Raw genomic sequence first — 25,997 nt, 5'->3', positions numbered from 1 at the left:
ATGATCAGTAGCAACGCACAAGCCGGTTTTGAAAGCATCCTGTTCAAAGCGACACGCTCGAGACTGCCGCAACAACCGGACGATACGTGCAAGATCGTCCCGGTGGCGCACGCCCATGACAGCACGCGGCCCGACGCCAACGTCATCATCCTGACCATCTCGTCCATTCTGTTCCGGCTGCTGCTGGTTTTTCATTTCGACGACGACACAAGCACGCGCGATTACTTCGCCAGGCAGACCGGGGACGTTTCACTTCAGGACGTGCTTCTGGAGGTCTGCAATCTTTGCTGCGGAGCCATGAATCAGGACCTGCTCCGGTATTTCCAGGATCTGGGAATGTCGACGCCGTATGTCCTCAGCGCCCGCTGCCTGCCCTACCTTGAAGGCCTGAAGCCTGACTATCTTTCGTCGTACGCGATCACGATCAACGGGTCATTCCGGCTTGCCGCGACAGTCTGTGTGTGCGCCCATGCGCCCATCGACTTCGTGGCCGACATGACGGCCGTTGAAGAAACCAGCGGCGAGCTCGAGTTGTTCTAATTTGGCGCAAACACCATGATGACAAGCGATTTGAACGAGAACAAGCCGGTCAGCAAAGTGCTGGTCCTCGACGACTCCCCGGTGCATGCGAATGCGATCAAGCGCTTCTGCGACGAACACAATCTGGTCGGCCTGAAGGTACGCAAGAACCGCTTGCTGTCCGTGCTGCGATCGAACATAGACCTGGGCGCCATCCTATTCTCCGAAAGCTACGGCGGCTCCCTGGAAGAGAGCGCCGAGATCGCGATCAAGATCAACACCGTGCGTCCCGAACTGCCCATCATCATCCGCCGCGATTCGAGTCCGACATTCGACGGCTTGCCTGACGGCCTGCGCCGGGTCTTGTGCGCCGCCTACCTGGCCGAGGACATGGCGCCGTTGCGCAAGGTCATTGACGAATACATCTTCAGCCTGGCTTATCCGAACGCTCTGGTACGCGGCATACTGGAGATCACGGAGTCGATACTGAGCAGCCTGTTCAAGAACGTCGCCATCACCTGGGACACGCCGTGCATTGTGCGCGACCGGATCATTTTCGGCGAAGTGTTCAGCCTGATTCCGCTCGAGAGTACCTGGTGCCGCGGCTACATGATGATGCAGGCCGAAGAGCAGCCTATCCTCGAACTGCTTGAACGGCACGAGATGTGTGACGGTCCCGCCGACTTCCGCGACCTCAACAGCCTGCTGGGCGAGATCACCAACCTGATCTGGGGCTCATTCAAGAACCGCTACATGGGCGACGCCGACGCGCTCGCGCGCAGTCAGGTACAAGTGCCGCTGCTGGTCAATCACAAGCAGAAGTACATCTCGTTCGGCACGTCGAATCCGCAGTTGTGTTTCATCTATCACCTGACCGACGAACTGTCGGGCCATACAGTAAGACTTCATCAACGCTTCATCTTCAATCTGAGCTGGTCGCCCGAGGACTTCAGCGAAGTCGCGAAAGATATCGGCGCCGTGGTTGAAGCGGGCGAACTGGATCTGTTCTGATTCCTTAGAGGAAAAATCATGTCGAAAATTCTTGTTGTCGATGACTCCAGCACCGTACGCGACGAGGTCGCCGGTTTCCTGAGAAAGAACGGGCTGGATGTGGAGACCGCCGTCGATGGGAAAGACGGACTCTCCAAGATGAAGTCGAGTCCCGGGATCAAGCTGGTGATCAGCGACGTCAACATGCCCAACATGGACGGCCTGACCATGGTCGAAAAGATCCGCGGCGAGCTCGTAAACACCACGGTCAATATCATCATGCTGACCACCGAGAGCAGCCCGGCCATGAAAGAGCGCGGCAAGGCCGCCGGCGTCAAGGGCTGGATCGTCAAGCCGTTCAAAGGGGAAGCCGTGCTGGAAACCTTCAGGAAGCTGGCCAGCTAAGCGAACCCTGAAACCGGACCTTAAAACTCGGCGTCAAGCTCGTCGATCTCCTCGACCTCCTGCTGCGCATCAGCTATCCATTGCTGCATCTCCGGCAAGGCGAGAATGCGCTGCGAATAGGCGACAATCTCCGGCTCGAGCTTGACGTCGTAAGTGACAAAGCGCGTGACGACCGGTGCGAACATTGCATCGGCAGCGCTAAGCGCTCCAAACAGATAAGGGCCGTCGTATTGCTTGAGGCATTCAAGCCAGATTGCCGTAATGCGCTCGATATCCGTCTGGGCACGCGCCCAGATCGTGAAGTTCGGGAAATGCGCTTTGATATTCATCGGCAACGCCGAGCGCAACGAAGCGAAGCCCGAATGCATTTCTCCGCAAATGGAACGACAATGCGCGCGCATGCGCCGGTCAGCAGGCAACAACCCTGCTTTCGGGCGCACCTCGTTCAGGTACTCCGCAATCGCGAGCGTGTCCCATACCTTGATGCCGTCGTGGACCAGGCACGGAACGAGAATGGACGGCGACAGCAGCAGCAGTTCGGCCCGCGCGCCGGGATCGTCCACCGGCATCACGAACTCTTCGAACGGCAGCCCGCTGAATTTCGTGAGCAGCCAGCCTCGTAGCGACCACGACGAATAGTTCTTGCTGCTGATCGTAAGCGTAGCGTTCGTCATTTGAAGGTCCTCGGCGGTTCAAGCGAAACACGCTCGCCCGGGTGCGCGGCGCAGTGCACACACGCACCAAAAGACGGCACGTTCAGGGCGTGTTCAGGAATGCTGCAAGGGATGTGCCACTTTCATGTACCAGTTTCATGTATCACTTCAACCACCCTCATGCCGATGCCGGCGCTAACGCGCGCTTGGCATATGTATTGCGTTATTTTGCGCGACCAGACACTACGCGCTCAAGCGAAAGGCGATGAACCCATTCGCATACTCCGGCTATCAGGCGATGGCGGACCTCACGCTGCCGGTACGCCACGGCGCGGCACTCATCAACCACGCGCTCGATGCGTGGCCGTTGCTCGCCAATACCCCTCGAGGCCGGTCACTGCGAGCCACGTGCGATCTGCTGGCACTCTCGGCGCTCACGCATAGCCGGCGTCCATTCGCTATCGACTCGGTGGAGCTGGAAGGTAAAAGCGTACCCGTCGTCGAGGAGATCACCCTCGCCACGCCGTTCTGTTCGCTGCTGCATTTTGCGAAGGAAGGCGGACCAAAACAACCTCGCGTGCTGGTGATCGCCCCCATGTCCGGCCACTTCGCCACGCTCCTGCGCGGCACGGTGCGCACCCTGCTGCCTGACCACGACGTCTACATCACGGACTGGATCAACCCTCGCGATGTCTCGCTGATGCAGGGACCCTTCGGCTTTGACGAATACGTCCAGCATGTCATCGACTTTATCGTCGCGCTGGGACCCAACTCCCACTTGCTGGCTGTCTGCCAGCCGACCGTGGCGGCCCTCGCGGCGGTTTCGCTGATGGCAGCAGACGATCATCCGCTGCAGCCCGCCAGCATGACGCTGATGGCCGGTCCTATCGACACGCGGATCAACCCGACTTCGGTGAACGCGCTCGCGAAGAGCAAGCCGATTGAATGGTTCGAGCGGAACCTGATCAGCGCCGTGCCGTGGGGTTTTGCGGGCGCAGGCCGGCGCGTTTATCCGGGCCACACACAACTGATGGCGTTCATGGCAATGAACCCGGCGCGTCACTTCGATGCATTCGAAGACATGGTGTATCAGCGCGCGAAGGGCGACCCCGCGAAGGCCGAGGCGATCCGCGTATTCTATGAAGAATACTTCGCGACCATGGATTTGACGGCCGATTTCTATCTCGAGACTATCGACACCGTCTTCCAACGGCACGCGCTGCCGCTGCATGAACTGGAAGTGCGTGGCCGCGGGATTGATCCGTCATTGATCAGGCGAACCGCCCTGCTTACCGTTGAAGGCGAGCGCGACGATATCTGCGCGGTCGGCCAGACGCTGGCCGCGCAGGAACTGTGCAACAAGTTGCGCCCGTACATGAAGACCCACCACGTGCAAACGGGTGTGGGGCACTATGGCGTGTTCAACGGCAAACGCTGGGAGCGTCATATCTATCCACGCGTGCGCGCGATGATCCACGACAACGAACCCAGCCCTATTGTCATCAACGCACGCGCCCAGCCATTGCAATCATTGGCGCCGCTCGCGCGCGCCGTCAAACCGCGCATGGATGTGCGCATGGACGTGAATGCGCAGCCCGAAGGGCCGTGACAAGCCCTACGCGGGTTGCCGGCTCTTCCAGGGCGTACACGCGGGAACGTCGCAAGGCCCCTTTGCCTCGAGAGTGGTGAAGTTGGCAGGACCGACTACCTCCAGATACTCCATATCCTCGGAGTAGTCGAAGAGGTAATGCACAATGCCCGGCGCCTGATGGACGCAGTCTCCGGTGGCGACCAGCGTCTCCTTGTCGCCGTACATGAAGCGCGCCCAGCCCTTGAGCATGATCACAATGTGGAATTCGGCCTCATGACGGTGCCAACCCGTGCCTTGCTCTGGTGCATTGTTCGCCTTGACGAGTTGCGCGATCACCTTGCCGCCGGTCGCCTCTGCAATGCCTAAATCACGATAAAGAAAAAAATCGCGCAACCCCTGATCCTCATAAGGGGTGTCTTGTGGCCGGATATGCGAAAAGTGAGTGGCAAGTTCGAACGTTTCGGATGACATGGGCGCGCTCCGTTAGCAACAAATTAAGTAGCAAATCAGGCAGCAAAACTGTCGAATGAAAAGGCTAGCCGTTTTGATATGCATCAAGTGTTCCAACTTGAAGGGATCAATGGAACGGCACTCAAGCGGACAGAAGCGAAGGCATTCACGCATTTAAAGCGGCATTTCAAAAGCACATTCAATCGCTGGCGAAACGCGCACAAATTCCTCGAAAGACATTGCGCATAACCAGGAGTGTGTTGCTAAACTTGGTTTCGTGGCGGGTTGCAGCGCGAGCCATCCTGGGGACGTTCACTGGAGAAATCGACACCATGTCCTACATCAGCGTCGAGATCAGAGCCTACGATGAAGCGCGGAAAGTGGTCACTGTCGCCTTCAGTGAAAAATGGCCCGTCAAACTGTCCTCTGCCGTCATTGCAGAGTTGACCCTTGAGGACTGCGACACCATCGGGCGTGACGGCGAGTCAGCCGAAGCAGGTCTGACCGATGACGAAGCATGTGTTCTCAAGATGCTGTTCGAGGACGAGGGAACCATTGAAGACTTCCTCGCCAATCCCTCCAGGCTGATCGGTTGCACAAGCGAGCTCGACGATTGAGCCCATAGCGCTTAATAAGAGCACGGTTTATCTCCATCACCCGCAAGAAGCCTGATCCATCCCCGACTTATGCTTTGCACGTTCAGGCAAGAACGCGCGAGGATCGGTCTATCGTGCGGGCATTGCATCATGGTTCCATGAAGGTTCAATCAATAAAGGAGCCAATGATGCAGAAAACATGGTTTATCACGGGCGCAAGCCGCGGCCTTGGTGCGCTTATCGCAAAGGCCGCGATTCAGGCCGGTGACCGGGTTGTCGCCACCGGGCGCAAGCGGGAAGATATCGCCAGGAGCCTGGGGCAGGACAACGACCAGCTGCTTGGCGTTGCACTGGATGTAGGCGACGCAGCACAGGCGAACGCCGCCGTTCAAGCCGCGGTGTCGCGTTTCGGCGGGATCGATGTGCTGGTGAACAACGCGGGATACGGCCACCTCGGATTCTTCGAAGAGAACACGATCCAGGACGCGCAAGCCCAGTTCGCCACCAATCTGTTCGGTGTTTTCAACGTGACCTGGGCCGCGCTGCCGGTCATGCGCTCCGCTCGCCGAGGACGCATCTTCAACATCTCGTCGCTTGCCGGCATCCTTGGCGTCGAAGTGTGCTCGCTTTACTGCGCCAGCAAGTTTGCGCTCGAAGGTTTCTCGGAGTCGTTGGCTAAGGAAATTGCCCCGTTCGGCCTCTTCGTGACGATTGTCGAGCCCGGTCCTTTCCGCACAGACTTCCTCACCCGCGAATCGCTTCGCTTTGGCGACAACGTAGTGGCCGACTACGACGACCGGCGCGAGCGGCTGCGCTCTTCCTTCGAACAACGTAATGGCCAGCAACCGGGCGACCCCGAGAAACTCGCACGAGCGATGGTGGAACTGGCAAACGAGGCTGAGCCGCCTATGCGTTTTATCGCAGGATCGGTTGCCGTGAATGCCGCAGAGGCGAAACTCGCCGGCATGCAAGCCGAACTCGACCGCTGGCGCCCGCGTTCGGTCGCCACTGACGGTGACTATGTCGCCTAGCGGTTTCGCGTATCTGACGAGCTTTGTCGAATGCATGAAGGCTTCGGGCTTTGTCGCCGGGTCGCTTGCACGGCACAACATCAAGGGCGCCGAAGTGCCCGCGATGGATCGCTCTTAGCAGGCTGCGCGTCGGATTCCAATTGGACACGACGCGCTAAATTCCACGTGCTGCAAGATCGTATCAAGCGTTGATCGCCTGCCTGATGAACCCTGGAAGCGCTAGCCGCCGTACTTCTCCGCGAACTCCGCCGCGCTGAGCGAGCGGAAGTCGGCTAACGCCGCGTCGATCTGCGCGGCATCCCAATCCCACCACGCGATCTGCTGCAGGCGTTCCGCTATGTGGGGCTCGACGCGAAAACGCAGCACGCGTGCGGGCACGCCCACAACAATCGCAAAGGGCGGCACGTCCTTGGTCACGACCGCTCCCGAACCGACAGCCGCACCGGTGCCGATCTTCACGCCAGGCATGACAATCGCGTCGTGGCCAAGCCACACATCGTGGCCCATCTCCACCCTGTCCTGCGCGCGCCATTGGAAAATCTCGGTGTCGTCGTCGAGCGAGAGACCGTACGAGCGTGAGCGATAGGTAAAGTGGTGGTGAGTCGCGCGCCACGAAGGGTGGTTAGGCGGATTGATACGCACGCCAGTAGCGATGTTGGCGAACTTGCCGATGTTTGCATGGGCGATCTGGTTGTCGCCCATCGCGTAGCCGTAGTCACCGATCACCGATGCGGCAACATGGCTGCGCGGGCCGAGATACGTGTAGCGGCCGAAGTCGCTGGCGCGAACCAGGGCTGTCGGATGAATCTCGGGTTCTATTGACAGGGTTTGGCCAAGCGTCCAGGGATCGACGCCGACCCCATGATTGATCAACATAAGAAGAAATCTCGGAGTTCGGTAATGAAGTGCTGGCGCAGGCCGCCCCCGGGAGGACGGCAACGCCGATGATCAGCCCACGCTCACAGGAAAAGCTTGCGCAGATAAGCGGAAATGCGTTCGGCGCATGTAACCAGTATGAAGGTAGCGATCAACAGGAACGACACGGTCTGGTACTGGAACAGGTTCATCGCGGTCAACAACTGGAAACCAATCCCGCCCGCACCAACGAAACCGAGCACGAGGGACGAGCGCAGGTTTTCATCGAAGCGGAAAAGGCCAATGCCCAGCAGTGACGGCAACACACCCGGCACCACCGCGTGGGCCAACACCTGCACGCGGCCGGCACCGGTCAGCGTCAGCGCTTCGACAGGACCCATGTCCATGTCTTCGATCACTTCTGCAAACAGCCGCCCAAGCATGCCGACCGAATGGACCGCCAGCGCGAGTGCGCCCGGGAACGGCCCGAGTCCCACCGCGGTGACGAACAGCAGCGCCCACACCAGGTCCGGCACCGCCCGGGTGACGCCAATCACTGCTCGCGCGGCGTAGTAAAGCGGCAGCGCCGGCGTGAGGTTCGAGGCGGCCAGAATCGAGAGCGGGAACGCGAGTAACACACCGAACACGGTACCGAAGATCGCGAGGTCAATTGTCTCGAGCACCGGCCACAGATTCGGGACGAACTGATCGAACGCAGGCGGCATGGCGCGCGACATGATGTCGGCCATGCCATGCGCGCCGGTAACCAGGTCCTGCGGCCTTGCCTGAACAACGATCCATGCCTGTACAAACAACGCGAGTGCGACAACGGCGCCAAGCACGTACCAAACCGTGCGTGCGCCCGGCGCACCCGCTGGGGTGCGCATTTCCATAACCTTGCTCATGATGCCTCGGCGAGATAAAGACCCGCGATCTGCTGACTGGAAACGTCGGACGCAGGCCGGTCGAATTCCAGCAGACCGCTGCGTAGTCCGACCAACCGGTCCGCATAGCGCGCGGCGAGCTCTGGCTGGTGCAGCACGCATACCACCGCGAGACCGTCCTCGGTGGCGAGGCGGCGCAGCAACCGCATGACCTCGTCAGCGGCTTCGGGATCCAGGCTGGCCACCGGCTCGTCCGCAAGCAGGACGTCGGGACGCTGCGCCAGCGCACGGGCAACCGCCACGCGCTGTGCCTGTCCGCCCGAGAGCGTGCTGGCCCGCTGGCGCGCCAGGTGCAGCAAGCCAACTTCGTCCAGATAGCTCATTGCCGGTTCAATTTCGTCGCGTGGCAAGCGCCCGAACGCGCTCATCAGCGTCCGGTGCCGGCCCAGCGCGCCGCAGCAGACGTTCGCCAGTACGCTGCGCCGCTTGACGAGGTTGGCATTCTGCGAAATAAGCGCGAGCGGCAAACGTGCTTCCCGCAGTGCTTCGCCGGAGAGCGCGGCCAGGTCTCGACCGCCGACTTTCACTGAGCCCCCGGTCGGCCGGTTCAGTCCGACCACGCACTTCATGAAGGTCGACTTGCCGCTGCCGTTACTGCCGAGCACCACCACCATCTCCCCGGCATTGACTGACAGATTCAGGTTGCGCAGCGCGGTATGACCGTTCGCGTAACACATCGTCAGGTCGCGAACCGCCAACCTGACACCGGAGGCCCGCACGGCGGGCTTGACCGCCCCCGGCGTGTCCGACCCGGCGGACCCGAACGCAGCCGCCGGACCGAGGGACATATCCCGCGATGTACTAAAGGGAGTGTTCACAGCTTCGCCAGGTCGATGTGGAGTGTCGAGACCAGGTCGCGGATCTGGTCATAGGCCGCGTCCGTCTGGGGCACGGTCCTCAACTCCGGGTTTTCGTTCGATGCCAGGAATTTCTGATCGACTTCCGGCAGTTGGTGCAGGTCAAGTGAACTCAGCACGCTTGCCAGCCGAGCCTTGAAATCATCGGGCAAGTCGCCACGAATTGCCAACGGATCGAGGGGGATGGGCTCCGATTTCCACAACGTTACGTAAGCCGAAGGATCGTATTCGTTGTGCAACTTGGCGCTCTCGATTTCTTCACTGTTCAGTTCGCCCGCGTCGACCTTATGGTTGCGCAGTGCCTCGAACGACGCAGTGTGGCTGCCTGCATAAACGCCCTTCACGCCCTTGTCCGGATCAATGCCGTTCTTGCTCAGGCCGAACGCGGGAAACAGGTGCCCGGACGTGGAGGCCGGATCGGCATAAGCGAACGAACGGCCCTTGACGTCCGCCAGCGTCTTCACGCCCGAACCCGGCCACGTGACGATGGAAGCGTAATAGGTGGCCGGCTTGCCCTGCACACCTGCGAACGTGGCGACGGCCTGCGCGTGCGCGACCTGGTGAGCCAGCACATAACCGAGCGGGCCAAATTCGCCGAATTCAAGCTTGTTGTTCCGCATCGCCTCGATTTCAGCGTTGTAGCTGGTTGCCACATAAAGCTGCACCTTGCAGCCGATCTTGTCGCCGATCATCTTGGCCAGATCCTCGTAGACCGGCAGCATGCGTTGCGCTGATTCGTACGGCTCGACGCCGAAACGCACCACGCCGTCATTCGGACAGGTGCCGGCCGCGTGGGCGGTCACGGAGACAAGACCCGCTGCGAACAACACAGCAGCCAGAACGTTGGATAACTTCATATGTTCCTCAACTAAGATTTCGCTTGTGCCGAGCTAACGACGATTCAAGAATTCGAGCCTGCCCCGTGCAGGTCATCAGTGCGCGTCCGGACTTCTATCGAGCGGTGCCACTCTATAAACATCGTGTGACACATCGATGTATTTATCGAGACGTCTAGATGAATTAGTTTTTTGCTAACAGACCTTCAGACGATTAGGGCGGACAGATACGACCGGAACGCTCGCCATTGCGGGCGGCGCTCAGAAAATTCGGGGACACATGATCTGCCGAAAGAATATGCAGCAGTCGGCCTGTGCGAGTTTGATAGTGTCAGCAATTTGTTATATCTATGAAAGCAATAATTCATCCGGACATCTAGACGTATCCACGCGCGCCTAACCTTACCGTTACGCAAGCAAACCCTCACATTTTCATCACGGACCGCCCTCTACAATTCGCGACAGAGATTCATTTGAACCGACCGGAATGACGACACAATGACAGTGATGGATAACGCCATGCCGGGCACCGCGCTCGCGCGCGGGGCGGGCGTTGCCATGTGGAGTCAGATCGAACAGATACTTGCCGCCGAGATTGGAACGGGCCGGTTTGGCAAGGACGGCCGCATGCCAAGCGAAGCCGAGCTGGCTAAAAGGTTCGACGTCAATCGCCACACGGTGCGCCGCGCAATGATCGGGCTGGCAGCACGCGGCCTTGTCAGCGTCAGGCAGGGGCGAGGCACGTTCGCGCAACCAGGAGCGATCGACTATACGATCGGGCAACGCACGCGCTTCTCGGAAAACCTGCGTCAACTGCATCACACAGCGGCGGCTACGATGCTCCGCGCGCTCAAGGTGAGCGCTGAGCCAGAGATTGCCAGGGCGCTTGCATTACGCGCCGGCTCACCTGTCTATCAGATCGAGTCCCTGCATGAATCGAACGGTGTGCCACTGAGTTTTGCGCGCAACTGGTATCCGGCGAGGCGTTTCGCGAATCTGCCGCAGGTGCTCGCATCCAATAGCAGCATCACGAGTGCGCTGGCCGAATTCGGCGTGACCGACTATTTGCGCAAGTGGAGTCGTATCGGCAGCACCTTGCCCGATCCGGAAGTCATGCAAAGACTGAACATCAACCGTCAGCAGCCGGTGCTGTGGGTTGAGAATGTCGACGTTGATCTCCAGGACACGCCGATCAAATACGGTGTGACGCATTTCGCCACGGACCGGGTGCAACTGATGGTAGGAAGCGATACGTAAGCGCGGCTTCCATCACTCGCGTACTCCCTAAGCAGAAAACCGTTCTGACCTGCCCCCATCCCCTCGCCTGAACCGCAGTTTCACCGCCACAGACAAAATCGTGGTCTCCTGTCACTTCACGTCGCAGGCGCTCCGCCTGGGCGTCGACGGGCCGTGACGCCATTTTTTTCCTGCCGCGCACAATATTCCCGATCGTGAAACGTCTTCACCTGTATGGAACAGCCGCCGCCCACCAACCCGATGATCGACAGAGATAGCGACATCACCGCGACCGTCCTGCGTGAGCGTACAAAACTCGGGAACTTCATCCGGCGTCGCGTGCGTGATCCAGGCGACGCCGAAGACATCCTGCAAGACGTGCTTCACGAGTTCGTGCAGGCGTACCGGCTTCCCGAACCGATTGAACAAGTCAGCGCATGGCTGTTCCGGGTGGCGCGCAACCGCATCATCGACCGCTTTCGCAAGAAGAAAGTGCAGCCCCTGAACGAGACAGCGGACGAGATCGGTACCGCTGATGCCAACGACGAATACCGGCTGGATCTGGCCCTGCCCTCGCACGATGCCGGCCCCGAAGCCGCGTATGCCCGGTCGGTGCTGTTGGCAGCCTTGCAGCACGCGCTCGACGAACTGCCGGACAACCAGCGCGACATTTTCATTGCTCACGAAATCGAGGGCCGCAGCTTCAAGGAACTGGCTGTGGAAAGCGGCGTGGGCCTGAACACGCTGCTGGCGCGCAAGCGATACGCGGTGCTGCATCTGCGTGCCCGCTTGCAAGCCGTGTATGACGAACTGGATATTTAAAGGAGAAAGCAGATGAGTTTCAGACTGAGATTCCTGAGCAAGGCGCTGCTGGTCATCGTGGGCGTTGCAGTGCTCGGATGGATGGTGATGACCTTGTGGAACTGGGTTATTCCGGCGCTGTTCGTGGGCGCGCGTGCGATCGATTTCGCCCATGCGCTGGGACTGTTGATCCTGAGCCGGATCTTGTTCGGTGGATTCCGGGGCCATGGCGGCTGGCGATCCCGCCAGCATTGGCGCCGGTGGGAACAGATGACGCCGGAGGAACGCGAGAAGTTTCAAAAGGGCATGCGCTGCGGCCGCGGCCGAGCTAAACCTCAGGAGGATGTTGTATGAGCAATGCGTCGGCATCCTCCTGCAAACAGGTGCCGGGCGTGATCGTGCCCGTTGTGAACTTCGGCCGGTGCGAGGGCAAGGCCGATTGTGCGGTCGTGTGTCCCGAGAACGTCTTCGATATCCGCCGGATCGACACCGCGGACTATGAGCGCCTGGGACCGCTGCAGAAATTCAAGCTGCGCGTTCACGGCATGAAGGTCGCGTACACGCCGAACGCCGATGCCTGCCGGGCCTGTGGCTTGTGCGTGAGCGCCTGTCCCGAGCGGGCGATTACATTGGCACGGATGACGTGACAGCACCCCGGCCGGGCGGGCAAACCCTCTTCCCGGACACCTCTCCGGCCGCCGTTCGCACCCGGCACCAAGGCAAGCGCGGGTTTTTTCGCCCTTAATGTCGCACCAGCAGCTTTGAGCCGATACACCGGCCACCGGTGGGCAGCCCAGGCAACCCGCCTGGCGATTTACCCTTTAAATTTAGGTGCTTAAGCGCTTCTGCCGGGTGAACGAGAAGGTCGCGCCGCCCGCCTCGCACACCCCAAAAACCCGCAAATTGCGGGTTGTGACGCTAAACGCAGGGCGGGTTCAGCCCTCTTGAAAGCAAAATCAGGCAAAATTCGATGGTTAACCCCGGTCGTTGACGCAGCCGGCGGCGCCCCCAACCCATTTTTCTTGAGATATGCGATGAGTACCGAGCAACCCACAATTATCTACACCCTCACCGACGAGGCCCCGCTGCTGGCGACCAGCGCCTTCCTGCCCATCATCCGCACGTTCACCGCGCCTGCCGGAATCCGCGTCACCACCAGCGACATCTCGGTCGCCGGCCGTATCCTGGGCGAGTTCCCGGAATTCCTGACGGAAGAGCAACGCGTACCGGACAACCTGGCCGAGCTGGGCCGCCTGACCCTGCTGCCCGAAACCAACATCATCAAGCTGCCCAACATCAGCGCATCCCAGCACCAGTTGATCGGCGCGATCAAGGAACTGCAGGGCAAGGGCTACAAGATCCCGGATTTCCCCGAGGAACCGAAGACCGACGCCGAAAAGGCTATCCGCCAGCGTTATTCGAAGTGCCTGGGCAGCGCCGTGAATCCGGTGCTGCGCGAAGGTAACTCGGACCGCCGCGCGCCTGCCGCCGTCAAGAACTACGCTCGCAAGAACCCGCACAGCATGGGCGAGTGGAGCATGGCTTCGCGCACCCACGTGGCCCATATGAAGCATGGCGACTTCTATCATGGCGAAAAGTCCATGACCGTGGACAAGGCTCGCGACGTGAAGATGGAACTGGTCACCCAGAGCGGCAAGACCATCGTGCTCAAGCCGAAGGTGTCGCTGCTGGACGGCGAGATTATCGACAGCATGTTTATGAGCAAGAAGGCGCTGTGCGACTTCTATGAAGAACAGATGGAAGACGCGCGCAAGACCGGCGTGATGTTCTCGCTGCACGTGAAGGCCACGATGATGAAGGTCTCGCACCCTATCGTCTTCGGTCATGCCGTGAAGATCTTCTACAAGGAAGCCTTCGAGAAACACGGCAAGCTGTTTGACGAGCTGGGCGTGAACGTCAACAACGGCCTCGTCAACCTGTACGACAAGCTGGAAAGCCTGCCGACTTCCAAGCACGAAGAAATTATTCGCGACATGCATGCGTGCCACGAGCATCGTCCTGAACTGGCGATGGTCGATTCAGCCAAGGGCATCTCGAACCTGCACGCGCCCAACGACATCATCGTGGATGCATCCATGCCCGCCATGATTCGCATTGGCGGCAAGATGTGGGGCGCCGACGGCCGTCCGAAGGACACCAAGGCCGTGATTCCAGAGAGCACGTTTGCGCGGATCTATCAGGAGATCATCAACTTCTGCAAGACCAACGGCAACTTCGACCCGGTCACCATGGGCACGGTGCCTAACGTTGGGCTGATGGCTCAGCAAGCCGAGGAATACGGCTCGCACGACAAGACGTTTGAAGTGCCGGAAGCGGGCGAAGCGCGCATTGTCGACATCGCCACGGGTGAAGTGCTGCTCACGCAGAACGTGGAAGAAGGCGACATCTGGCGTATGTGCCAGGTCAAGGACGCGCCGATCCGCGACTGGGTCAAGCTGGCCGTCACGCGTGCCCGCAACTCCGGCATGCCGGCCATTTTCTGGCTGGACCCGTACCGTCCGCATGAAGCCGAAGTCATCAAGAAGGTCGAGACCTACCTGAAGGATCACGACACCAGCGGCCTGGACATCCAGATCATGTCGCAGGTACGTGCCATGCGTTATACGCTTGAGCGTGTCATCCGCGGACTGGACACCATCTCGGTCACGGGTAACATCCTGCGCGACTACCTGACCGACCTGTTCCCGATCATGGAACTCGGCACCAGCGCCAAGATGCTTTCCATCGTCCCGTTGATGGCGGGCGGCGGCATGTACGAGACTGGCGCGGGCGGTTCGGCTCCCAAGCACGTCAAGCAACTGGTGGAAGAAAACCATCTGCGTTGGGATTCACTGGGTGAATTCCTGGCGCTGGCGGTGTCGCTGGAAGACCTCGGCATCAAGACCGGCAATACGCGGGCCAAGGTCCTGGCGAAGACGCTGGACGCCGCCACGGGTCAACTCCTTGAGAACAACAAGAACCCGTCGCCCAAGACCGGGCAACTGGACAACCGCGGCAGCCAGTTCTATCTCGCGATGTACTGGGCGCAGGAACTGGCGGCACAAACCGACGACGCGGAACTGGCTGCTCAGTTCGCGCCGCTGGCGAAGCGCCTGACGGCCGACGAACAGACCATTGTGGGTGAACTGTCGGCAGTTCAGGGCGAACCGGCGGACATTGGCGGGTATTACAAGCCGGACTTCGAGAAGCTGGAGTCGGTAATGCGCCCGAGCAAGACGCTGAACGCCGCGCTGGCGACTGCTCAGGCTTGATGAATTTGACCGTTTTCTTCCGGCTTCGGCCGGAAGAAAGTGTCAACGGCGTGATTTCCTGCAGGTATCAGCGCGGATAGATCAACACGATCCTCCGCGCTGGTTTTCGTCCGATTTAATTCGTATAACTATCTATTCATTGACGACCGGGGTGTTCTCCATCCCCGACCGGTCTCCCCCGCTACAACGCCAGACTACCCATCTCCCCATAGGCGCGATTCAACCACACCTTGACACGCTGCCGCTCGAGCAAACCGAGCCCTGAGGTGGCTCGATCCGGATGATTGACGGCTGCCCAGAAACTGGCACCATGCTGATCGATTTTCTGCATCGTGGTATCAGGAAGACGCCGCAGGCTGATCACGCTGGCGCCCAGCGCTTCGGCCCGGGCGAGTTCCCCTGACGTTTCCAGAATCTCGAAACGGTCGCCGCGAATCTCATTCAGGACGATGACCAGCTTGATCCGTCCGCCGAACTGATCGAGCCATTGCCGCAGCAGACCGACCGAATCACGCCCGGCGTCCATGACGTGCCACCAGGTCAGTGTCAGGCCATGCTCTTGCGCGAGACCAAGAACATCCGCGTCGTCGAGCCATTTCCCGAGAGACTGTTGCGTCTGCGCGGCAAGATCAACCAGGATGCGGCGCTGGGGATCTGCAAGCGCATGTTCGATGATGGGATCGAGGCTGTCGTGCCGGTCAAGCACGGCCGGAGCGGCAAAATCCGCATAGAAGCGCAATAGCGCGCCATGCGATTTATCGGTGTCGAAGCCCATGAACGGGATGTTCTGATCAACGAAATGCTGGGCCAATACGCGGGCGACAAGCGATTTGCCGACGCCGCCTTTTTCGCCACCGATGAAGTGGATGTAGCTCATTTCTGCGAATCCTTTGTCGAGGAGCGGGCTGGGTGCAAACAAGAATAACGAGTTTCGGTGACATAACATGAAGCAACAGCGACTTAGGCTACACGGAAAAGAAATACGTGACAGCAGCTTGCTGTGCTCTCGCACGGAATTGTTAAATCGGCCGGAAGCGGCATAACGCGGCCCGCATGAGCCACGCACTCGCGGCGCTAAATAAAGCGGCTAATGTGCCGTTAACAAAGGGAAATCATCTCCGACCAACATTTCCCCCGACAACAGCTCTCCGGTTCCAGATGAACAACACGCCGCTTTTTTCTGAAGAAACGGTCTAACGATCGTGTTTTGTCCGAGTAGACGATTCCGGTGGGCTGCGGTATGTTGAATTACCGGCTGCAATAAGTCGCCCTGTTCCAAGAACGTGTCTGGCAAGCGACCTGCTGCGAATTAACAAAAATGCCCTCAACCCGGATCTTGCTTGCCAACCGGCTCAAGCTGACAACAGCGGCTCTGTGCGTGTTGGTCTTAAGCCTTGCGACGCCTTTGCTCCTGCATCAATCGCGCGCTTATGCATTGGCGGAGAACGGGGTTCGATCGCTAGACCGCTTTCGCGCCACGTTGCTCGCCATGGAAAGCGTATCGGCGGAACGCGGTCCCGCCAACGGCGCGCTCGGCGCAGACGCCCTGAATGCGCCGTCGCTGCGACTCCCCTTGATCAACGCGCGTGCCGAAAGCGACCGGCGCCTGGCGGTGCTGCGCTCACTGGTCACGAGTCAGGCATGTCCCGGCTGCACGGTTGAACGCGCCTCTGTAGATGCCGTGCAAACGCAGCTTGCTGCTGCCCGCAAGCAGGTGGACAGCCTGATCTCCCAGCCCCTGGAACAACGCGAACATGATGCCGTCCTGAGCGCGGTCAACCAGATGATCGCCGTCATTCCCAGCTTCGGACCACTGGCAAATGCCAGCTCAGCCAGCGTTGTGCGCGGCGACCCCAACGCACTGAATTGCGTTCTGGTCGCGCGGCTGACCGCTCAGTTGCGTGAACAGGCAGGGCTTCTCGGATCGACCTTCACTGCGGCGCTGACCGCACACCGGCGCTTGAGCGAAACCGAATTATTCGCGCAAGAGCGGGCTAAGGGACGTATAGACGAATTGCGCAGCCTGATAGCTGCGCGCGTAGAACATACACCGGTCGGTACAGCCATTTATCAACGTCTCACCAGCGTCTATTACGACAATGGCTTGAACTACATGGCGCGTGTGCGCGCCATGGCATTGCACCCGGAAGGCGCCAATCTCACGGCAGCCGAACTGGCCGCGGAGTATGTGCCCACCATGCGGCCCATCGTGCAATTTCGTGACTATGTGCTGGATCTGGCGGACACCGAAGTCAAGGGACATCGTAATGATGCGCTGGTGTTGCTGGTTGCAAGCGGGATCGGTACCGCGGCCGTTCTCTACTTTTTGCTGATTGCATCCGTATACTTCCGGCGGCGGTTCGTGCAACCGTTTATCGAAGCCGCGGACATCATCATGGCGATCGCCGATGGAAAGCTGGAAACACCCGTTCCTCACGGCGAATACCGGCTTGAGATCCGTAGCCTCTTTCACGCAATCCTCGTGCTGAAAGAAAATAGCATCGAAAAAATGCGGCTTGAACATGAGCGCAATATCCTGCTGCGCGAACTCGAGACCGTTGCCGACACCGACTTCCTCACCCGCTTGCTCAACCGCCGTGCGTTCGAACGCAAGGCGACCGCAACGCTTGGCAGACGTGGAGGAACGCAAGCCAAGCAGGTCCTCATCATGTTCGACGCGGACCGCTTCAAGCAGATCAACGACACCCTGGGCCACGCCGCCGGTGATCTGGCTCTGCAGACGATTGGAAGACTATGCAGCGAGATATGGCGTCAGCCCGATATTGTCGCGCGCCTCGGCGGTGAGGAGTTCGCGGTGCTGACAAGGGTTGATGACGCCTTCGAAGCCATTGCCGCCGCCAACGAACTGCGTCGGCGTCTCGCATCCACGGCACTGGAACTTGACGGTGTCCGCTTTACGGTCACGTTGAGCTTCGGGATCTCGCTGGCTTCGCAAACCGGGCGAGAGACGCTCGATGCCCTTCTGTTACGCGCCGACAAGCTGCTTTACAGCGCCAAGCTGGGTGGCCGTAACTGCATTGTGTCGGACATCGAAAGCTCGACGAGCCACTAGCCTCGCCTGTGAGCCGGGTGCAAGACCCAGCCCTTTCCCAGCCCTTTCCCAGCCCTTTCCCAGCCCTTTCCCAGCCCTTTTTTGAAATGGTCGATAGCGAAAGCGAAAACGTGTATAAGCGCGAATGACCCCCTTGCGTCGTTCAATTCGCGCAGAGAGAAGCCGGTGAAAATCCGGCGCGGTCGCGCCACTGTATCTGGTTGGCAAATAGCAGGCTTGTCGAACCAGCAGCCAGACCTCTCTTCGTCTTTCTTCCAACGCCATTCGGGACGCGTAATCCCAAGGAGCTGCATGTGTTTTCCCAACTCGGCCACGTCTTCAGCGATTCCAACACCAAAGTGCGGGGCAAGCTTTTCGGCATCTATGGCGTACTGCTTGCCGCAAACGTGCTGGTATGGCTCTGGGCTTTAGTCGCTTTTCGTCACCATCCCGTGTTGCTCGGTACAGCTTTGCTGGCCTACGGTTTTGGCTTGCGCCATGCGGTGGACGCGGACCATATTGCCGCGATCGACAATGTCACCCGCAAACTGATGCAGGAGAAGAAACGTCCGGTCACGGTAGGCTTTTTCTTTTCGCTCGGGCATTCGACTGTCGTTGTCCTCGCGTCGCTGGGTGTCGCCGTGGTGACATCGGCCATGAAGGGACGTCTTGATCACTACAAGGACATAGGCGGAGTGGTGGGCACGTCAGTGTCGGCTCTGTTCCTGTTTCTGATCGCGTTGATGAACCTGATCATCCTGAGATCGATTTTCAAGGCGTGGCGCAATGTCAGGAACGGCGGCAAGTATGTCGACGACGACTTCGACATGCTGCTCGCCGACCGTGGATTCTTTGCCCGCCTTTTCCGCCCGTTGTTCAGGATCATCACCCGTAGCTGGCATATGTTCCCGCTCGGATTCCTGTTTGGTCTCGGCTTCGATACCGCCACTGAAATCGCCCTGCTGGGCATTTCCGCCAACCAGGCGGCGCAAGGTTTGTCGCCGTGGGCCATCATGGTGTTCCCCCTGCTCTTCAGCGCAGGCATGTCCCTGGTCGACACGCTTGACGGCCATTTAATGCTCGGCGCATACGGTTGGGCATACCTGAAACCGGTCCGCAAGATCTACTACAACATGACCATCACAATGGTGTCGGTGATCGTGGCGGTTGTGGTTGGCAGTATCGAGGCGCTTGGGCTGCTGGCAGACCGGTTGAAACTGCAAGGCCCGATATGGGATGCCATAGGCGCGCTGAACGATAACTTCGGCACCTTGGGCTACGTCATCATCGGGATCTTCGCGCTGAGCTGGGCGGCGTCGGTGCTGATCTACCGCTTCAAACGTTTCGACGATCTGGAAGTGGGCAGAGGCAATCAATAAGCGGAGCGTGCTACGACCGTTCATTCCACTACCGGTGTTTGCACGCGTGCGGCGAGAAACTGCACGAAGGTGCGTACCTTGCTCGAATGGCGGCGATTCGGCAGGTAGGCAGCGTAGATCACCGAATCGCCCGCATGCGGATTGACATCGGCATTTTCAAAGAGGCGCATCAGGTGCCCGGCGCCTATCTCGGGGGCCACCAGCCACTCGGGCAGCAACGCTATGCCCCGGCCCGCGAGGACGGCTTCGAACAGCACGTCCGGGTTGTTGGCAATCAGGTGGCCGCGCACTTCGACCCGCTCTTCAGCAGCTCCGTGGCGGAACGTCCACACCTGACGTGCAGCCCGATGCGGTCCGCCATAGGCGAAGCGCAGGCACTCGTGGTCGGCTAGCGCCTGCGGATCAGCAGGCGTGCCGCGACGCTCCAGGTACTCATGGCTTGCCACGACAAATCGCTTGTTATCGGCCAGCTTCCTGACGACCAGGTTTTCGTCGCGTGAGGGCAAGCCGATTCGAATCGCGACATCGATACGTTCCGCAGCAAGGTCCAGGTAGTGGTCGGCGACCACAACATCGAGCACCACGCGCGGGTACTCGCTGAGGAATGTGGACAAGTGCGGCGCCAGGCAAAGCCGGCTATAGGCGGTAGGCACGGAAATACGCAGCGCGCCAACGGGCGCCGCGCCGCTGTCGAAGATGCTGTCGTCGGCTTCAGCCAGGTCGTCCAGCACCTTGCTGATTTGCTCCACGTAAGCGGTGCCGGCGTCGGTCAGGCTCACAAGGCGCGTGGTGCGCGTCAGCAGCGCCGTGCCAAGCGACGCTTCGAGCGCATCCATCAGCCGCGTCACCGACGAAGTGGCCACCCCCAGGCGTTGCGCCGCCTTGGAAAAGCCGCCGGCCTCGGCCACTTCCAGCAACGTCGTCAATGCAACGAGTTTGTCCACTTGATGGCTCCGCTGTCTGAACGTTCCGTTGCGTGGCACGCAACGCGAGATTGCTCTGCGAACGTATTCTACTAACGAATTGCAATCGATATCCTGTAGGTAATCTTCCTCAGGAGCGCGCCGTGCAAGCCATCGAAATCTCCGTCAACTACGACTTCATTTGTCCGTGGTGCTGGATCGGCCACCTGAATCTTGCATCGGGAATCCGCGCAGCCAACCTGCCCGTGCCCGCGTCAATCCGGTATGTACCGTTCGAACTGAACCCCACGATGCCTGCGGACGGAATGGACCGCCGCGAATACCGGACGGCCAAGTTCGGCAGTTGGGTACGCTCGCAAGGGATGGACGCGCAGGTAGCGGCGACGGGTCTCGCCGCAGGCGCGCACTTCAACTACGACAAGGTCAGCAGAACACCGAACACACGCCTCGCCCATCAGTTGATGCAGTACGCGATGAGCATAGGCGACGCGCAGAAAACCGAAGCGCTGTATCAGTCGATATTCACTGCGTACTTTTCGGAGGGCCGCGATATTGGGCTGGCCGCCACATTGGTTGATATCGCCGCGAAAAGTGGCTTCGACGCTACCGCCGCAGAGGAATACCTTTCGCAGGGCCGAGGCCTTGCACAGGTGCTTGAAGCGCAGCGGCTCGCTCAACAGCAAGGCATTCGTTCGGTGCCGACCGTGTTTATTGCAGGCGAGGCAATCAGCGGCGCGCAACCCCCGGCGGTGTTCGCCACGGCGTTGAGGGCGGCGCTCGAACGGAGCCCGGCATGAGCACTTCAGTGAACGGGTGCTGTTGTTGTCGGCGGATCGTTGAGCGGACTGTTCACGGCGACCACCTTGCGCCGGGCGGGCTGGGACGTCGATGTATTCGAACTGTCGCCGAATGAATCGGGCAGCCGTGGCGGCGGCATCGTCGCAACCCGACGTGCTGGCTGCGTTCCGCTTCGCGGGGGTTGCGTTCCCGAAACGGCTTGGCGTGTCGCTCGGGAACCGCTTGATGAACATCGAACATAACACCACTTTTAGCCACTGAAGGATCCATCACATGACGCCCAACGCACCTGACGCCGGCCAGAACGGTGGCACAGTCAAGCTGACCCAGGGCATGATCGCGCTGTTCGCGTTCTGCTGCGGCGCGATTGTCGCCAACCTCTACTACGCGCAACCGATCACCGAGCTCATCGCGCCGGACATTCATATGTCGGGCGGTACGGCGAGCCTGATCGTCTCCCTCACGCAGATTGGCTACGCGTTCGGCCTGTTCTTCCTGGTTCCGCTCGGCGACCTGCTGGAGAACCGCAAGCTGATGATCACGACAGCCATCGTCTCGATCTTCAGTCTCGCGCTGGCCTCCGTCACGCATCAGCCGAACGCGTTCCTGGCGGTCTCGTTGCTGGTCGGATTCAGTTCGGTCGCGGTGCAGATCCTGATCCCGCTTGCCGCTCACCTTGCACCCGACGAATCGCGTGGCCGCGTGGTCGGCAACATCATGAGCGGCCTTCTGCTCGGCATCTTGCTGTCACGCCCGATATCCAGCGTGGTGGCCGGTCATTTTGGCTGGCGCGTGGTATTTGGATCCGCCTCCGTATTGATGGCGATCGTGACGACGGTCCTCGCTTCGACGATCCCGCGCCGCCAGCCCTCGCATCAGGCTACCTACTTCCAGTTGATCCGTTCGCTTGGCGAGCTGGTTGTGACCTTGCCGGTACTGCGCCATCGCGCGCTTTATCAAGGGCTGATGTTTGCCACCTTCAGTCTCTTCTGGACCGCGGTGCCGATCGAGCTGACACGTCACTACGGTTTGTCGCAAAACGCGATCGCATTATTCGCGCTGGTTGGTGCGATAGGCGCAACGTCCGCGCCCGTGGCAGGAAGGCTTGCCGATTCGGGGCGAACGGCCGGCGCCACGTTGATCGCGCTTGTAGTCGGAGCGTTCGCATTCACACCGGCGCTGATTCATCCGGCGTGGGGTGTGGGGGGACTGGTCGTGACCGGCGTCGTGCTGGACTTCGCCGTGCAGATGAACATGGTGCTCGGCCAACGCGAGATCTATGCGTTGCATGCGGCCAGCCGGAACCGTCTGAACGCGCTTTATATGACCAGCATCTTCATTGGCGGCGCGATTGGGTCAGCGCTGGCCAGCAGCCTGTACGACCACGGCGGATGGACGTTGACCGCGACGGTCGCAAGCGTGTTCCCTCTTATCGCGCTGGTTCACTACCTGGCGGTCGGCAGGTCGGTTGCAATGGCAACGGCTTGAACAGCATCAAGCGCTCCTCGCATGGGCGGGAGCGCTACCGTGAAGACGGAATCAAGCTTTATACAAGGCTGAATTCTTCTTGAGTGCCCTGGCCCGGGATCATGTTGCAGAGCGGAATAGTGACGCTCCCGGGCAACTCATAGCGAAGGTTCAGGTCCCCACTTCGGTATTTTGGAAGGCAGGTCTGAATGTCAGTCACCACCCCCGCCGCGGTGGTACCGCTGACCTCAGTTCGACAGCGCGGTCTGGATCGTTTCGAGCAGGCGCGGATCGTCTGCCGTGACATCGGGCGAGAAACGGCCCACTACGCGGCCATCCCTGCCGATCACGAACTTCTCGAAGTTCCACAACACATCCGGCGCCGGGTTCGGCTCAATGCCGTAGCCTTTGAGCCGCTCGCGGAACGGGCCGTCGCCGGTCGCGTCGGGGTGCGTGCTGGTCAGCGTCTGATACAGCGGATGCTGGTCGGCGCCGACCACTGATACCTTCGAAAACATCGGGAATGTCACGTCATAGGTCGAGCTGCAGAATTCCTTGATCTCTTCGTCGGTGCCCGGTTCCTGACCCTTGAAGTTGTTCGCGGGAAAGCCCAGCACTTCCAGGCCGTCAGCCCGCTTGTCCTCATAGAGTTTCTCCAGGGCTTCATATTGCGGCGTCAGCCCGCACTTGGAGGCTACGTTGACGATCAGCAAGACCTTGCCCTTGAACGGCTGCAGCGTAAGCGCCGCGCCGTCGATGGATTTCACGGGAATATCGTAGATTGTCTGGCTCATGTTTGGACTCAGTGGAGAAAGGGATCAAGCAGGGATCAGGCTTCGGGTCATTCAGGCAAGCGCGTCCTATCCTACTCCGGAACCAAGAATGTCTGCACAGGGCCGCCGTTTCTTCAATGGACCTTTGTCGCGGACTGTCCTCCCGGCAGCGCGATTGCCAGCGCTTCCGCCGAACTGACGCGCAGCTTTGCGCAAGCCAAGTGACATCGCATCAAACCGCATCAATACTCGCGCGGTGGTACACCCTCAAACGCATCCTGAAGCAGCGTACGAATCGCGTTGTATTCAACCGCACGCGGATTCCAGTACGGATTGGCACTCGCAATCTCCGCCGCCTGATCAAGCTGCGACACGTTCATGCCAATGTCCTTGAGCGCCACCGGAGCACCATTCGCCTTTGCCAGTTCATACACACCCATCGCCGCGTTGTCATGCCCAAGTGCGCGCGCAATCCGCTTCATTGCCTCGGGCGCGGCGCCCGCGTTGTAGGACAGCGCATGGGGCAGGATGATCGTGTGCGTCTCCGCATGCGGCAGATTGAAACTGCCGCCAAGCGTATGACACAGCTTGTGATGCAAGGCCATGCCAACGCTTCCGAGCATCGTGCCGCACAACCACGCGCCGTACAGCGCCTGCGACCTCGCGTGCTTGTCCTCCGGATGAGCAACGATCACCGGCAATGCACGCGCCAGCGCCGCAATGCCCTCCTCCGCCATCAAACTGATGATCGGATTGGCATCGCGGGAATAGAGTCCTTCGGCGGCGTGCGCAATCGCATTGATTCCGCTAGTCACCGACAGTTGCGCCGGAAGCGTCAGCGTCAGTTCGGGATCGTAGATGACAGTCTTGGGAAGCACCCGCAAGTCGGTTCCCGTCCGCTTCAGTCCCCCTTCCGTCAAACCGAAAATAGGCGTCATTTCGCTGCCGGCGTAGGTCGTGGGAATGGCGAGTATCGATAGATCCGATTCGAGGGCAATTGCCTTGCCAAGTCCAATGGTCGAGCCGCCGCCCAGCGCAATCGCGCAATCCGCATTCAATTTTCTCGCGAGTTCCCGGGCCTCGACCGCGAGTTCGACCGGCACGTGCATGACAGCGCGATCGAAGATACCTGCAGCGCGTGACCCGAGCCGTTCGGCAAGCGCTTCGGCAACATCGCGATGTTGCGGAGTGCACAGGATCAGCGCACGCCCGGCGTTCAGGTTCAGTACTTCACGTTCAACATGTTGCAAGCTTCCCGCACCGAACACCACCCGCGCTGCTCGCGCCGAATAGACGAAGTCAGATGTCTGCATTGGCCGCCTCCGACGGTGAAGCCAAAGCCAAGGGCTCGACCGGGTAATCAACTTGAAAACGGGCAGTCCGGAGACTGCCGAGTTGCTGCCTGACGCGCAGATGCTCGGGGTGACCGGCATAGGCGTCAAGCGCTTGCTGCGATTCGAATTCCGTCACCAGGACAACGTCGCAGGCATGGTCCACGGCGCTGGAGTCCAACCCAACTTCCAGATGAATCATGCCGGGGATACGTCCCCGCAGTCCCTCGAAGCTACGCTTGACGAGTAACCGCGACGCGCGGTTTTCCTCCGGCGACTCTCCGCTCACACGCCACATGACAATATGCCGGATCATGCCGCAGCCTCCTGGCGGTTCAGAACAAAGTCATAGTCGAGCGTATAGAACGGCGTGGTCATCACGGTGCCGTCGGGCGCAATGCCGGGTTCGTGCTTCACCCATTCCACGACCAGGTTCGACCGCACGCCAAACACCGCATCCGAATCCAGATATTGGTCGCCGTCGCGAAACACGTGGGTGATCAGCGTGTCGTAGCCCGGCGCCTTGATCCAGAAATGCAGATGGGCGGGGCGCCACGGATGTCGCCCGAGTGCATCGAGCATTTTTCCGACCGGGCCATCGTGAGGGATCGGATAGGCCTCGGCGAGAATCGACCGGAAATGAAAGCGCCCATCGGCCAGCGAGCGCAACTTGCCACGTGCGCTATGCACCATGTTGCCGACGTCTTCGGTCGTTTTCTGCACGTCGTAGAAACCATCCTCATCGGATTGCCAGACATCGATTGACGCATCGGCAACAGGCTTGCCGTTCACGCCGCGAATCTGACCCTGCACAAAACACGGCGCACCCACCGCGCCGTTGGATACGTCGTCACCGTTCTGATACTCCGGCGCACCGTCGACAAAGAAGGGGCCCAATACAGTTGCCTCGGTGCACGCCGCAGGCTTCCTGTTGTTCTGCGTGGTGACCAGCATGGAAAGTCCCAGCGTGTCGGACAGCAGGACGAACTCCTGGCGTTTGTCGTCGGTGATGTGGCCCACGTCGGTCAGGAACTTGATGGCCGTGAACCACTCGTCCTCGGTGAGCTTTACCTCGCGGGCGAACGCGTGCAGATGCTGCACGAGGCTCGTCATGACAGTGAGAAGGCGTGGGTTGCGGCATCCATCCATTGATGCAAGGACGGCCTGCGTGATGGTGTCTTCGTCAATATTGCGCATGGTGGATGTCTCCTTTTATAGCCGCTGTTCATGACGATCAG

General features: G+C 59.9%; 28 protein-coding genes. 16 read left to right on the top strand and 12 right to left on the bottom strand.

Annotated elements, in window-relative coordinates; genetic code table 11:
- Genes AWB69_RS14590 through AWB69_RS14580 form a run of 3 tightly spaced genes read left to right on the top strand, consistent with a single transcriptional unit; the run spans position 1 to position 1,914 of the window.
- Positions 1-540 (top strand): hypothetical protein, encoded by a 540-nt coding sequence (locus AWB69_RS14590; protein ID WP_062085810.1) that lies wholly within the window; start codon positions 1-3, stop codon positions 538-540.
- A gap of 30 nt (positions 541-570) precedes the next feature.
- Positions 571-1,530: a chemotaxis protein CheX gene (locus AWB69_RS14585; protein ID WP_062890651.1), complete on the top strand. Its 960-nt coding sequence runs from the start codon at positions 571-573 to the stop codon at positions 1,528-1,530.
- Positions 1,531-1,548: 18 nt separating this feature from the next.
- Positions 1,549-1,914 carry a response regulator gene (locus tag AWB69_RS14580; protein WP_062085806.1) on the top strand — a complete coding sequence of 122 codons (366 nt, stop codon included), beginning with the start codon at positions 1,549-1,551 and terminating at the stop codon, positions 1,912-1,914.
- A gap of 20 nt (positions 1,915-1,934) precedes the next feature.
- Here the strand turns inward: AWB69_RS14580 and AWB69_RS14575 are convergent, their stop codons facing one another.
- On the bottom strand, positions 1,935-2,588 hold the full coding sequence (locus tag AWB69_RS14575) for a glutathione S-transferase family protein (protein WP_062085803.1): 654 nt from the start codon (positions 2,586-2,588) through the stop codon (positions 1,935-1,937).
- Between the two features lie 244 nt (positions 2,589-2,832).
- Here AWB69_RS14575 and AWB69_RS14570 point away from each other — a divergent pair, with 244 nt between their 5' ends.
- On the top strand, positions 2,833-4,176 hold the full coding sequence (locus tag AWB69_RS14570; protein ID WP_062085801.1) for a polyhydroxyalkanoate depolymerase: 1,344 nt from the start codon (positions 2,833-2,835) through the stop codon (positions 4,174-4,176).
- Positions 4,177-4,182: 6 nt separating this feature from the next.
- On the opposite strand, the gene AWB69_RS14565 is transcribed toward AWB69_RS14570, so the two are convergent.
- Positions 4,183-4,629 carry a cupin domain-containing protein gene (locus AWB69_RS14565; RefSeq protein ID WP_062085799.1) on the bottom strand — a complete coding sequence of 149 codons (447 nt, stop codon included), beginning with the start codon at positions 4,627-4,629 and terminating at the stop codon, positions 4,183-4,185.
- A 311-nt stretch (positions 4,630-4,940) separates the two neighbouring features.
- On the opposite strand from AWB69_RS14565, the gene AWB69_RS14560 reads away from it, so the two are divergent.
- Both AWB69_RS14560 and AWB69_RS14555 read left to right on the top strand, forming a co-directional pair.
- Positions 4,941-5,225 carry a hypothetical protein gene (locus AWB69_RS14560; protein WP_097273200.1) on the top strand — a complete coding sequence of 95 codons (285 nt, stop codon included), beginning with the start codon at positions 4,941-4,943 and terminating at the stop codon, positions 5,223-5,225.
- A 164-nt stretch (positions 5,226-5,389) separates the two neighbouring features.
- A complete protein-coding gene (locus AWB69_RS14555) occupies positions 5,390-6,235 on the top strand; it encodes an oxidoreductase (RefSeq protein ID WP_231937104.1) in 846 nt (281 codons plus the stop codon).
- A gap of 219 nt (positions 6,236-6,454) precedes the next feature.
- Here AWB69_RS14555 and AWB69_RS14550 read toward each other — a convergent pair whose 3' ends face one another.
- The 4 genes from AWB69_RS14550 to AWB69_RS14535 form a co-directional block, all read right to left on the bottom strand.
- A complete protein-coding gene (locus tag AWB69_RS14550) occupies positions 6,455-7,111 on the bottom strand; it encodes an LbetaH domain-containing protein (protein WP_062085793.1) in 657 nt (218 codons plus the stop codon).
- 83 nt (positions 7,112-7,194) lie between these two features.
- The gene (phnE, locus tag AWB69_RS14545) at positions 7,195-7,995 is read right to left on the bottom strand and encodes a phosphonate ABC transporter, permease protein PhnE (protein WP_062085790.1); all 801 of its coding nucleotides are present in this window, start codon (positions 7,993-7,995) and stop codon (positions 7,195-7,197) included.
- Entirely contained in the window at positions 7,992-8,852 is an 861-nt protein-coding gene (phnC, locus tag AWB69_RS14540) for a phosphonate ABC transporter ATP-binding protein (protein ID WP_231937103.1), read from the bottom strand. The genes phnE and phnC overlap by 4 nt, the downstream gene beginning before the upstream one ends.
- Positions 8,849-9,748, bottom strand: coding sequence for a phosphate/phosphite/phosphonate ABC transporter substrate-binding protein (locus AWB69_RS14535; RefSeq protein WP_062085788.1), 900 nt, complete (start codon positions 9,746-9,748; stop codon positions 8,849-8,851). The genes phnC and AWB69_RS14535 overlap by 4 nt, the downstream gene beginning before the upstream one ends.
- Before the next feature lie 477 nt (positions 9,749-10,225).
- Between AWB69_RS14535 and phnF the strand changes: the two genes are divergently transcribed.
- The 5 genes from phnF (at position 10,226) to AWB69_RS14510 (ending at position 15,036) form a co-directional block, all read left to right on the top strand.
- Positions 10,226-10,984 carry a phosphonate metabolism transcriptional regulator PhnF gene (gene phnF / locus AWB69_RS14530; RefSeq protein WP_062085786.1) on the top strand — a complete coding sequence of 253 codons (759 nt, stop codon included), beginning with the start codon at positions 10,226-10,228 and terminating at the stop codon, positions 10,982-10,984.
- A 213-nt stretch (positions 10,985-11,197) separates the two neighbouring features.
- Positions 11,198-11,785: an RNA polymerase sigma factor gene (locus tag AWB69_RS14525; protein ID WP_062085784.1), complete on the top strand. Its 588-nt coding sequence runs from the start codon at positions 11,198-11,200 to the stop codon at positions 11,783-11,785.
- Positions 11,786-11,797: 12 nt separating this feature from the next.
- Complete coding sequence (locus AWB69_RS14520; protein WP_062085782.1) at positions 11,798-12,118, top strand: hypothetical protein; 321 nt, start codon at positions 11,798-11,800, stop codon at positions 12,116-12,118.
- Positions 12,115-12,411 carry a 4Fe-4S binding protein gene (locus AWB69_RS14515; RefSeq protein WP_062085779.1) on the top strand — a complete coding sequence of 99 codons (297 nt, stop codon included), beginning with the start codon at positions 12,115-12,117 and terminating at the stop codon, positions 12,409-12,411. The genes AWB69_RS14520 and AWB69_RS14515 overlap by 4 nt, the downstream gene beginning before the upstream one ends.
- Before the next feature lie 387 nt (positions 12,412-12,798).
- Positions 12,799-15,036 carry an NADP-dependent isocitrate dehydrogenase gene (locus AWB69_RS14510; RefSeq protein ID WP_062085777.1) on the top strand — a complete coding sequence of 746 codons (2,238 nt, stop codon included), beginning with the start codon at positions 12,799-12,801 and terminating at the stop codon, positions 15,034-15,036.
- A gap of 181 nt (positions 15,037-15,217) precedes the next feature.
- Here AWB69_RS14510 and AWB69_RS14505 read toward each other — a convergent pair whose 3' ends face one another.
- On the bottom strand, positions 15,218-15,913 hold the full coding sequence (locus AWB69_RS14505; RefSeq protein ID WP_062085775.1) for a P-loop NTPase family protein: 696 nt from the start codon (positions 15,911-15,913) through the stop codon (positions 15,218-15,220).
- Between the two features lie 441 nt (positions 15,914-16,354).
- On the opposite strand from AWB69_RS14505, the gene AWB69_RS14500 reads away from it, so the two are divergent.
- Together AWB69_RS14500 and AWB69_RS14495 are read left to right on the top strand one after the other, a co-directional pair.
- Positions 16,355-18,109, top strand: a complete 1,755-nt coding sequence (locus tag AWB69_RS14500; protein ID WP_062085773.1) for a GGDEF domain-containing protein — start codon at positions 16,355-16,357, stop codon at positions 18,107-18,109.
- A 293-nt stretch (positions 18,110-18,402) separates the two neighbouring features.
- A complete protein-coding gene (locus AWB69_RS14495) occupies positions 18,403-19,467 on the top strand; it encodes a HoxN/HupN/NixA family nickel/cobalt transporter (protein ID WP_062085770.1) in 1,065 nt (354 codons plus the stop codon).
- Between the two features lie 20 nt (positions 19,468-19,487).
- Here the strand turns inward: AWB69_RS14495 and AWB69_RS14490 are convergent, their stop codons facing one another.
- Positions 19,488-20,411 carry a LysR family transcriptional regulator gene (locus AWB69_RS14490; RefSeq protein ID WP_062085769.1) on the bottom strand — a complete coding sequence of 308 codons (924 nt, stop codon included), beginning with the start codon at positions 20,409-20,411 and terminating at the stop codon, positions 19,488-19,490.
- A 122-nt stretch (positions 20,412-20,533) separates the two neighbouring features.
- On the opposite strand from AWB69_RS14490, the gene AWB69_RS14485 reads away from it, so the two are divergent.
- The 3 genes from AWB69_RS14485 to AWB69_RS14480 all read left to right on the top strand — a co-directional run bounded on the left by AWB69_RS14485 (position 20,534) and on the right by AWB69_RS14480 (position 22,676).
- Entirely contained in the window at positions 20,534-21,187 is a 654-nt protein-coding gene (locus AWB69_RS14485) for a DsbA family oxidoreductase (protein ID WP_062085766.1), read from the top strand.
- A 112-nt stretch (positions 21,188-21,299) separates the two neighbouring features.
- A complete protein-coding gene (locus tag AWB69_RS50780; protein ID WP_231937113.1) occupies positions 21,300-21,449 on the top strand; it encodes a hypothetical protein in 150 nt (49 codons plus the stop codon).
- Between the two features lie 12 nt (positions 21,450-21,461).
- The gene (locus AWB69_RS14480; protein WP_062085764.1) at positions 21,462-22,676 is read left to right on the top strand and encodes an MFS transporter; all 1,215 of its coding nucleotides are present in this window, start codon (positions 21,462-21,464) and stop codon (positions 22,674-22,676) included.
- Positions 22,677-22,903: 227 nt separating this feature from the next.
- Here the strand turns inward: AWB69_RS14480 and AWB69_RS14475 are convergent, their stop codons facing one another.
- The 4 genes from AWB69_RS14475 to AWB69_RS14460 form a co-directional block, all read right to left on the bottom strand.
- The gene (locus AWB69_RS14475) at positions 22,904-23,449 is read right to left on the bottom strand and encodes a glutathione peroxidase (protein ID WP_062085762.1); all 546 of its coding nucleotides are present in this window, start codon (positions 23,447-23,449) and stop codon (positions 22,904-22,906) included.
- Between the two features lie 221 nt (positions 23,450-23,670).
- Positions 23,671-24,741, bottom strand: a complete 1,071-nt coding sequence (locus AWB69_RS14470) for a maleylacetate reductase (protein WP_062085759.1) — start codon at positions 24,739-24,741, stop codon at positions 23,671-23,673.
- Positions 24,728-25,075 carry a Dabb family protein gene (locus tag AWB69_RS14465; protein ID WP_062085757.1) on the bottom strand — a complete coding sequence of 116 codons (348 nt, stop codon included), beginning with the start codon at positions 25,073-25,075 and terminating at the stop codon, positions 24,728-24,730. The genes AWB69_RS14470 and AWB69_RS14465 overlap by 14 nt, the downstream gene beginning before the upstream one ends.
- Positions 25,072-25,956 (bottom strand): intradiol ring-cleavage dioxygenase, encoded by an 885-nt coding sequence (locus tag AWB69_RS14460; RefSeq protein ID WP_062085755.1) that lies wholly within the window; start codon positions 25,954-25,956, stop codon positions 25,072-25,074. Before AWB69_RS14460 ends, AWB69_RS14465 begins: the two co-directional genes overlap by 4 nt.
- Positions 25,957-25,997 lie beyond the last annotated feature (41 nt).

This window comes from Caballeronia udeis (assembly GCF_001544555.2).
Lineage (GTDB): Bacteria > Pseudomonadota > Gammaproteobacteria > Burkholderiales > Burkholderiaceae > Caballeronia > Caballeronia udeis.
This window is presented reverse-complemented; position numbering and strand designations above follow the sequence as displayed.

Excerpts from the sequence above, each read along its gene's own strand:
- AWB69_RS14590 (WP_062085810.1), top strand. The coding sequence starts at position 1 with ATGATCAGTAGCAACGCACAAGCCGGTTTTGAAAGCATCCTGTTCAAA.
- AWB69_RS14580 (WP_062085806.1), top strand. The coding sequence starts at position 1,549 with ATGTCGAAAATTCTTGTTGTCGATGACTCCAGCACCGTACGCGACGAG.
- AWB69_RS14575 (WP_062085803.1), bottom strand. The coding sequence starts at position 2,588 with ATGACGAACGCTACGCTTACGATCAGCAGCAAGAACTATTCGTCGTGG.
- AWB69_RS14570 (WP_062085801.1), top strand. The coding sequence starts at position 2,833 with ATGAACCCATTCGCATACTCCGGCTATCAGGCGATGGCGGACCTCACG.
- AWB69_RS14565 (WP_062085799.1), bottom strand. The coding sequence starts at position 4,629 with ATGTCATCCGAAACGTTCGAACTTGCCACTCACTTTTCGCATATCCGG.
- AWB69_RS14560 (WP_097273200.1), top strand. The coding sequence starts at position 4,941 with ATGTCCTACATCAGCGTCGAGATCAGAGCCTACGATGAAGCGCGGAAA.
- AWB69_RS14555 (WP_231937104.1), top strand. The coding sequence starts at position 5,390 with ATGATGCAGAAAACATGGTTTATCACGGGCGCAAGCCGCGGCCTTGGT.
- AWB69_RS14550 (WP_062085793.1), bottom strand. The coding sequence starts at position 7,111 with ATGTTGATCAATCATGGGGTCGGCGTCGATCCCTGGACGCTTGGCCAA.
- phnE (WP_062085790.1), bottom strand. The coding sequence starts at position 7,995 with ATGAGCAAGGTTATGGAAATGCGCACCCCAGCGGGTGCGCCGGGCGCA.
- AWB69_RS14535 (WP_062085788.1), bottom strand. The coding sequence starts at position 9,748 with ATGAAGTTATCCAACGTTCTGGCTGCTGTGTTGTTCGCAGCGGGTCTT.
- phnF (WP_062085786.1), top strand. The coding sequence starts at position 10,226 with ATGACAGTGATGGATAACGCCATGCCGGGCACCGCGCTCGCGCGCGGG.
- AWB69_RS14525 (WP_062085784.1), top strand. The coding sequence starts at position 11,198 with ATGGAACAGCCGCCGCCCACCAACCCGATGATCGACAGAGATAGCGAC.
- AWB69_RS14520 (WP_062085782.1), top strand. The coding sequence starts at position 11,798 with ATGAGTTTCAGACTGAGATTCCTGAGCAAGGCGCTGCTGGTCATCGTG.
- AWB69_RS14515 (WP_062085779.1), top strand. The coding sequence starts at position 12,115 with ATGAGCAATGCGTCGGCATCCTCCTGCAAACAGGTGCCGGGCGTGATC.
- AWB69_RS14510 (WP_062085777.1), top strand. The coding sequence starts at position 12,799 with ATGAGTACCGAGCAACCCACAATTATCTACACCCTCACCGACGAGGCC.
- AWB69_RS14505 (WP_062085775.1), bottom strand. The coding sequence starts at position 15,913 with ATGAGCTACATCCACTTCATCGGTGGCGAAAAAGGCGGCGTCGGCAAA.
- AWB69_RS14500 (WP_062085773.1), top strand. The coding sequence starts at position 16,355 with ATGCCCTCAACCCGGATCTTGCTTGCCAACCGGCTCAAGCTGACAACA.
- AWB69_RS50780 (WP_231937113.1), top strand. The coding sequence starts at position 21,300 with ATGAATCGGGCAGCCGTGGCGGCGGCATCGTCGCAACCCGACGTGCTG.
- AWB69_RS14480 (WP_062085764.1), top strand. The coding sequence starts at position 21,462 with ATGACGCCCAACGCACCTGACGCCGGCCAGAACGGTGGCACAGTCAAG.
- AWB69_RS14475 (WP_062085762.1), bottom strand. The coding sequence starts at position 23,449 with ATGAGCCAGACAATCTACGATATTCCCGTGAAATCCATCGACGGCGCG.
- AWB69_RS14470 (WP_062085759.1), bottom strand. The coding sequence starts at position 24,741 with ATGCAGACATCTGACTTCGTCTATTCGGCGCGAGCAGCGCGGGTGGTG.
- AWB69_RS14465 (WP_062085757.1), bottom strand. The coding sequence starts at position 25,075 with ATGATCCGGCATATTGTCATGTGGCGTGTGAGCGGAGAGTCGCCGGAG.
- AWB69_RS14460 (WP_062085755.1), bottom strand. The coding sequence starts at position 25,956 with ATGCGCAATATTGACGAAGACACCATCACGCAGGCCGTCCTTGCATCA.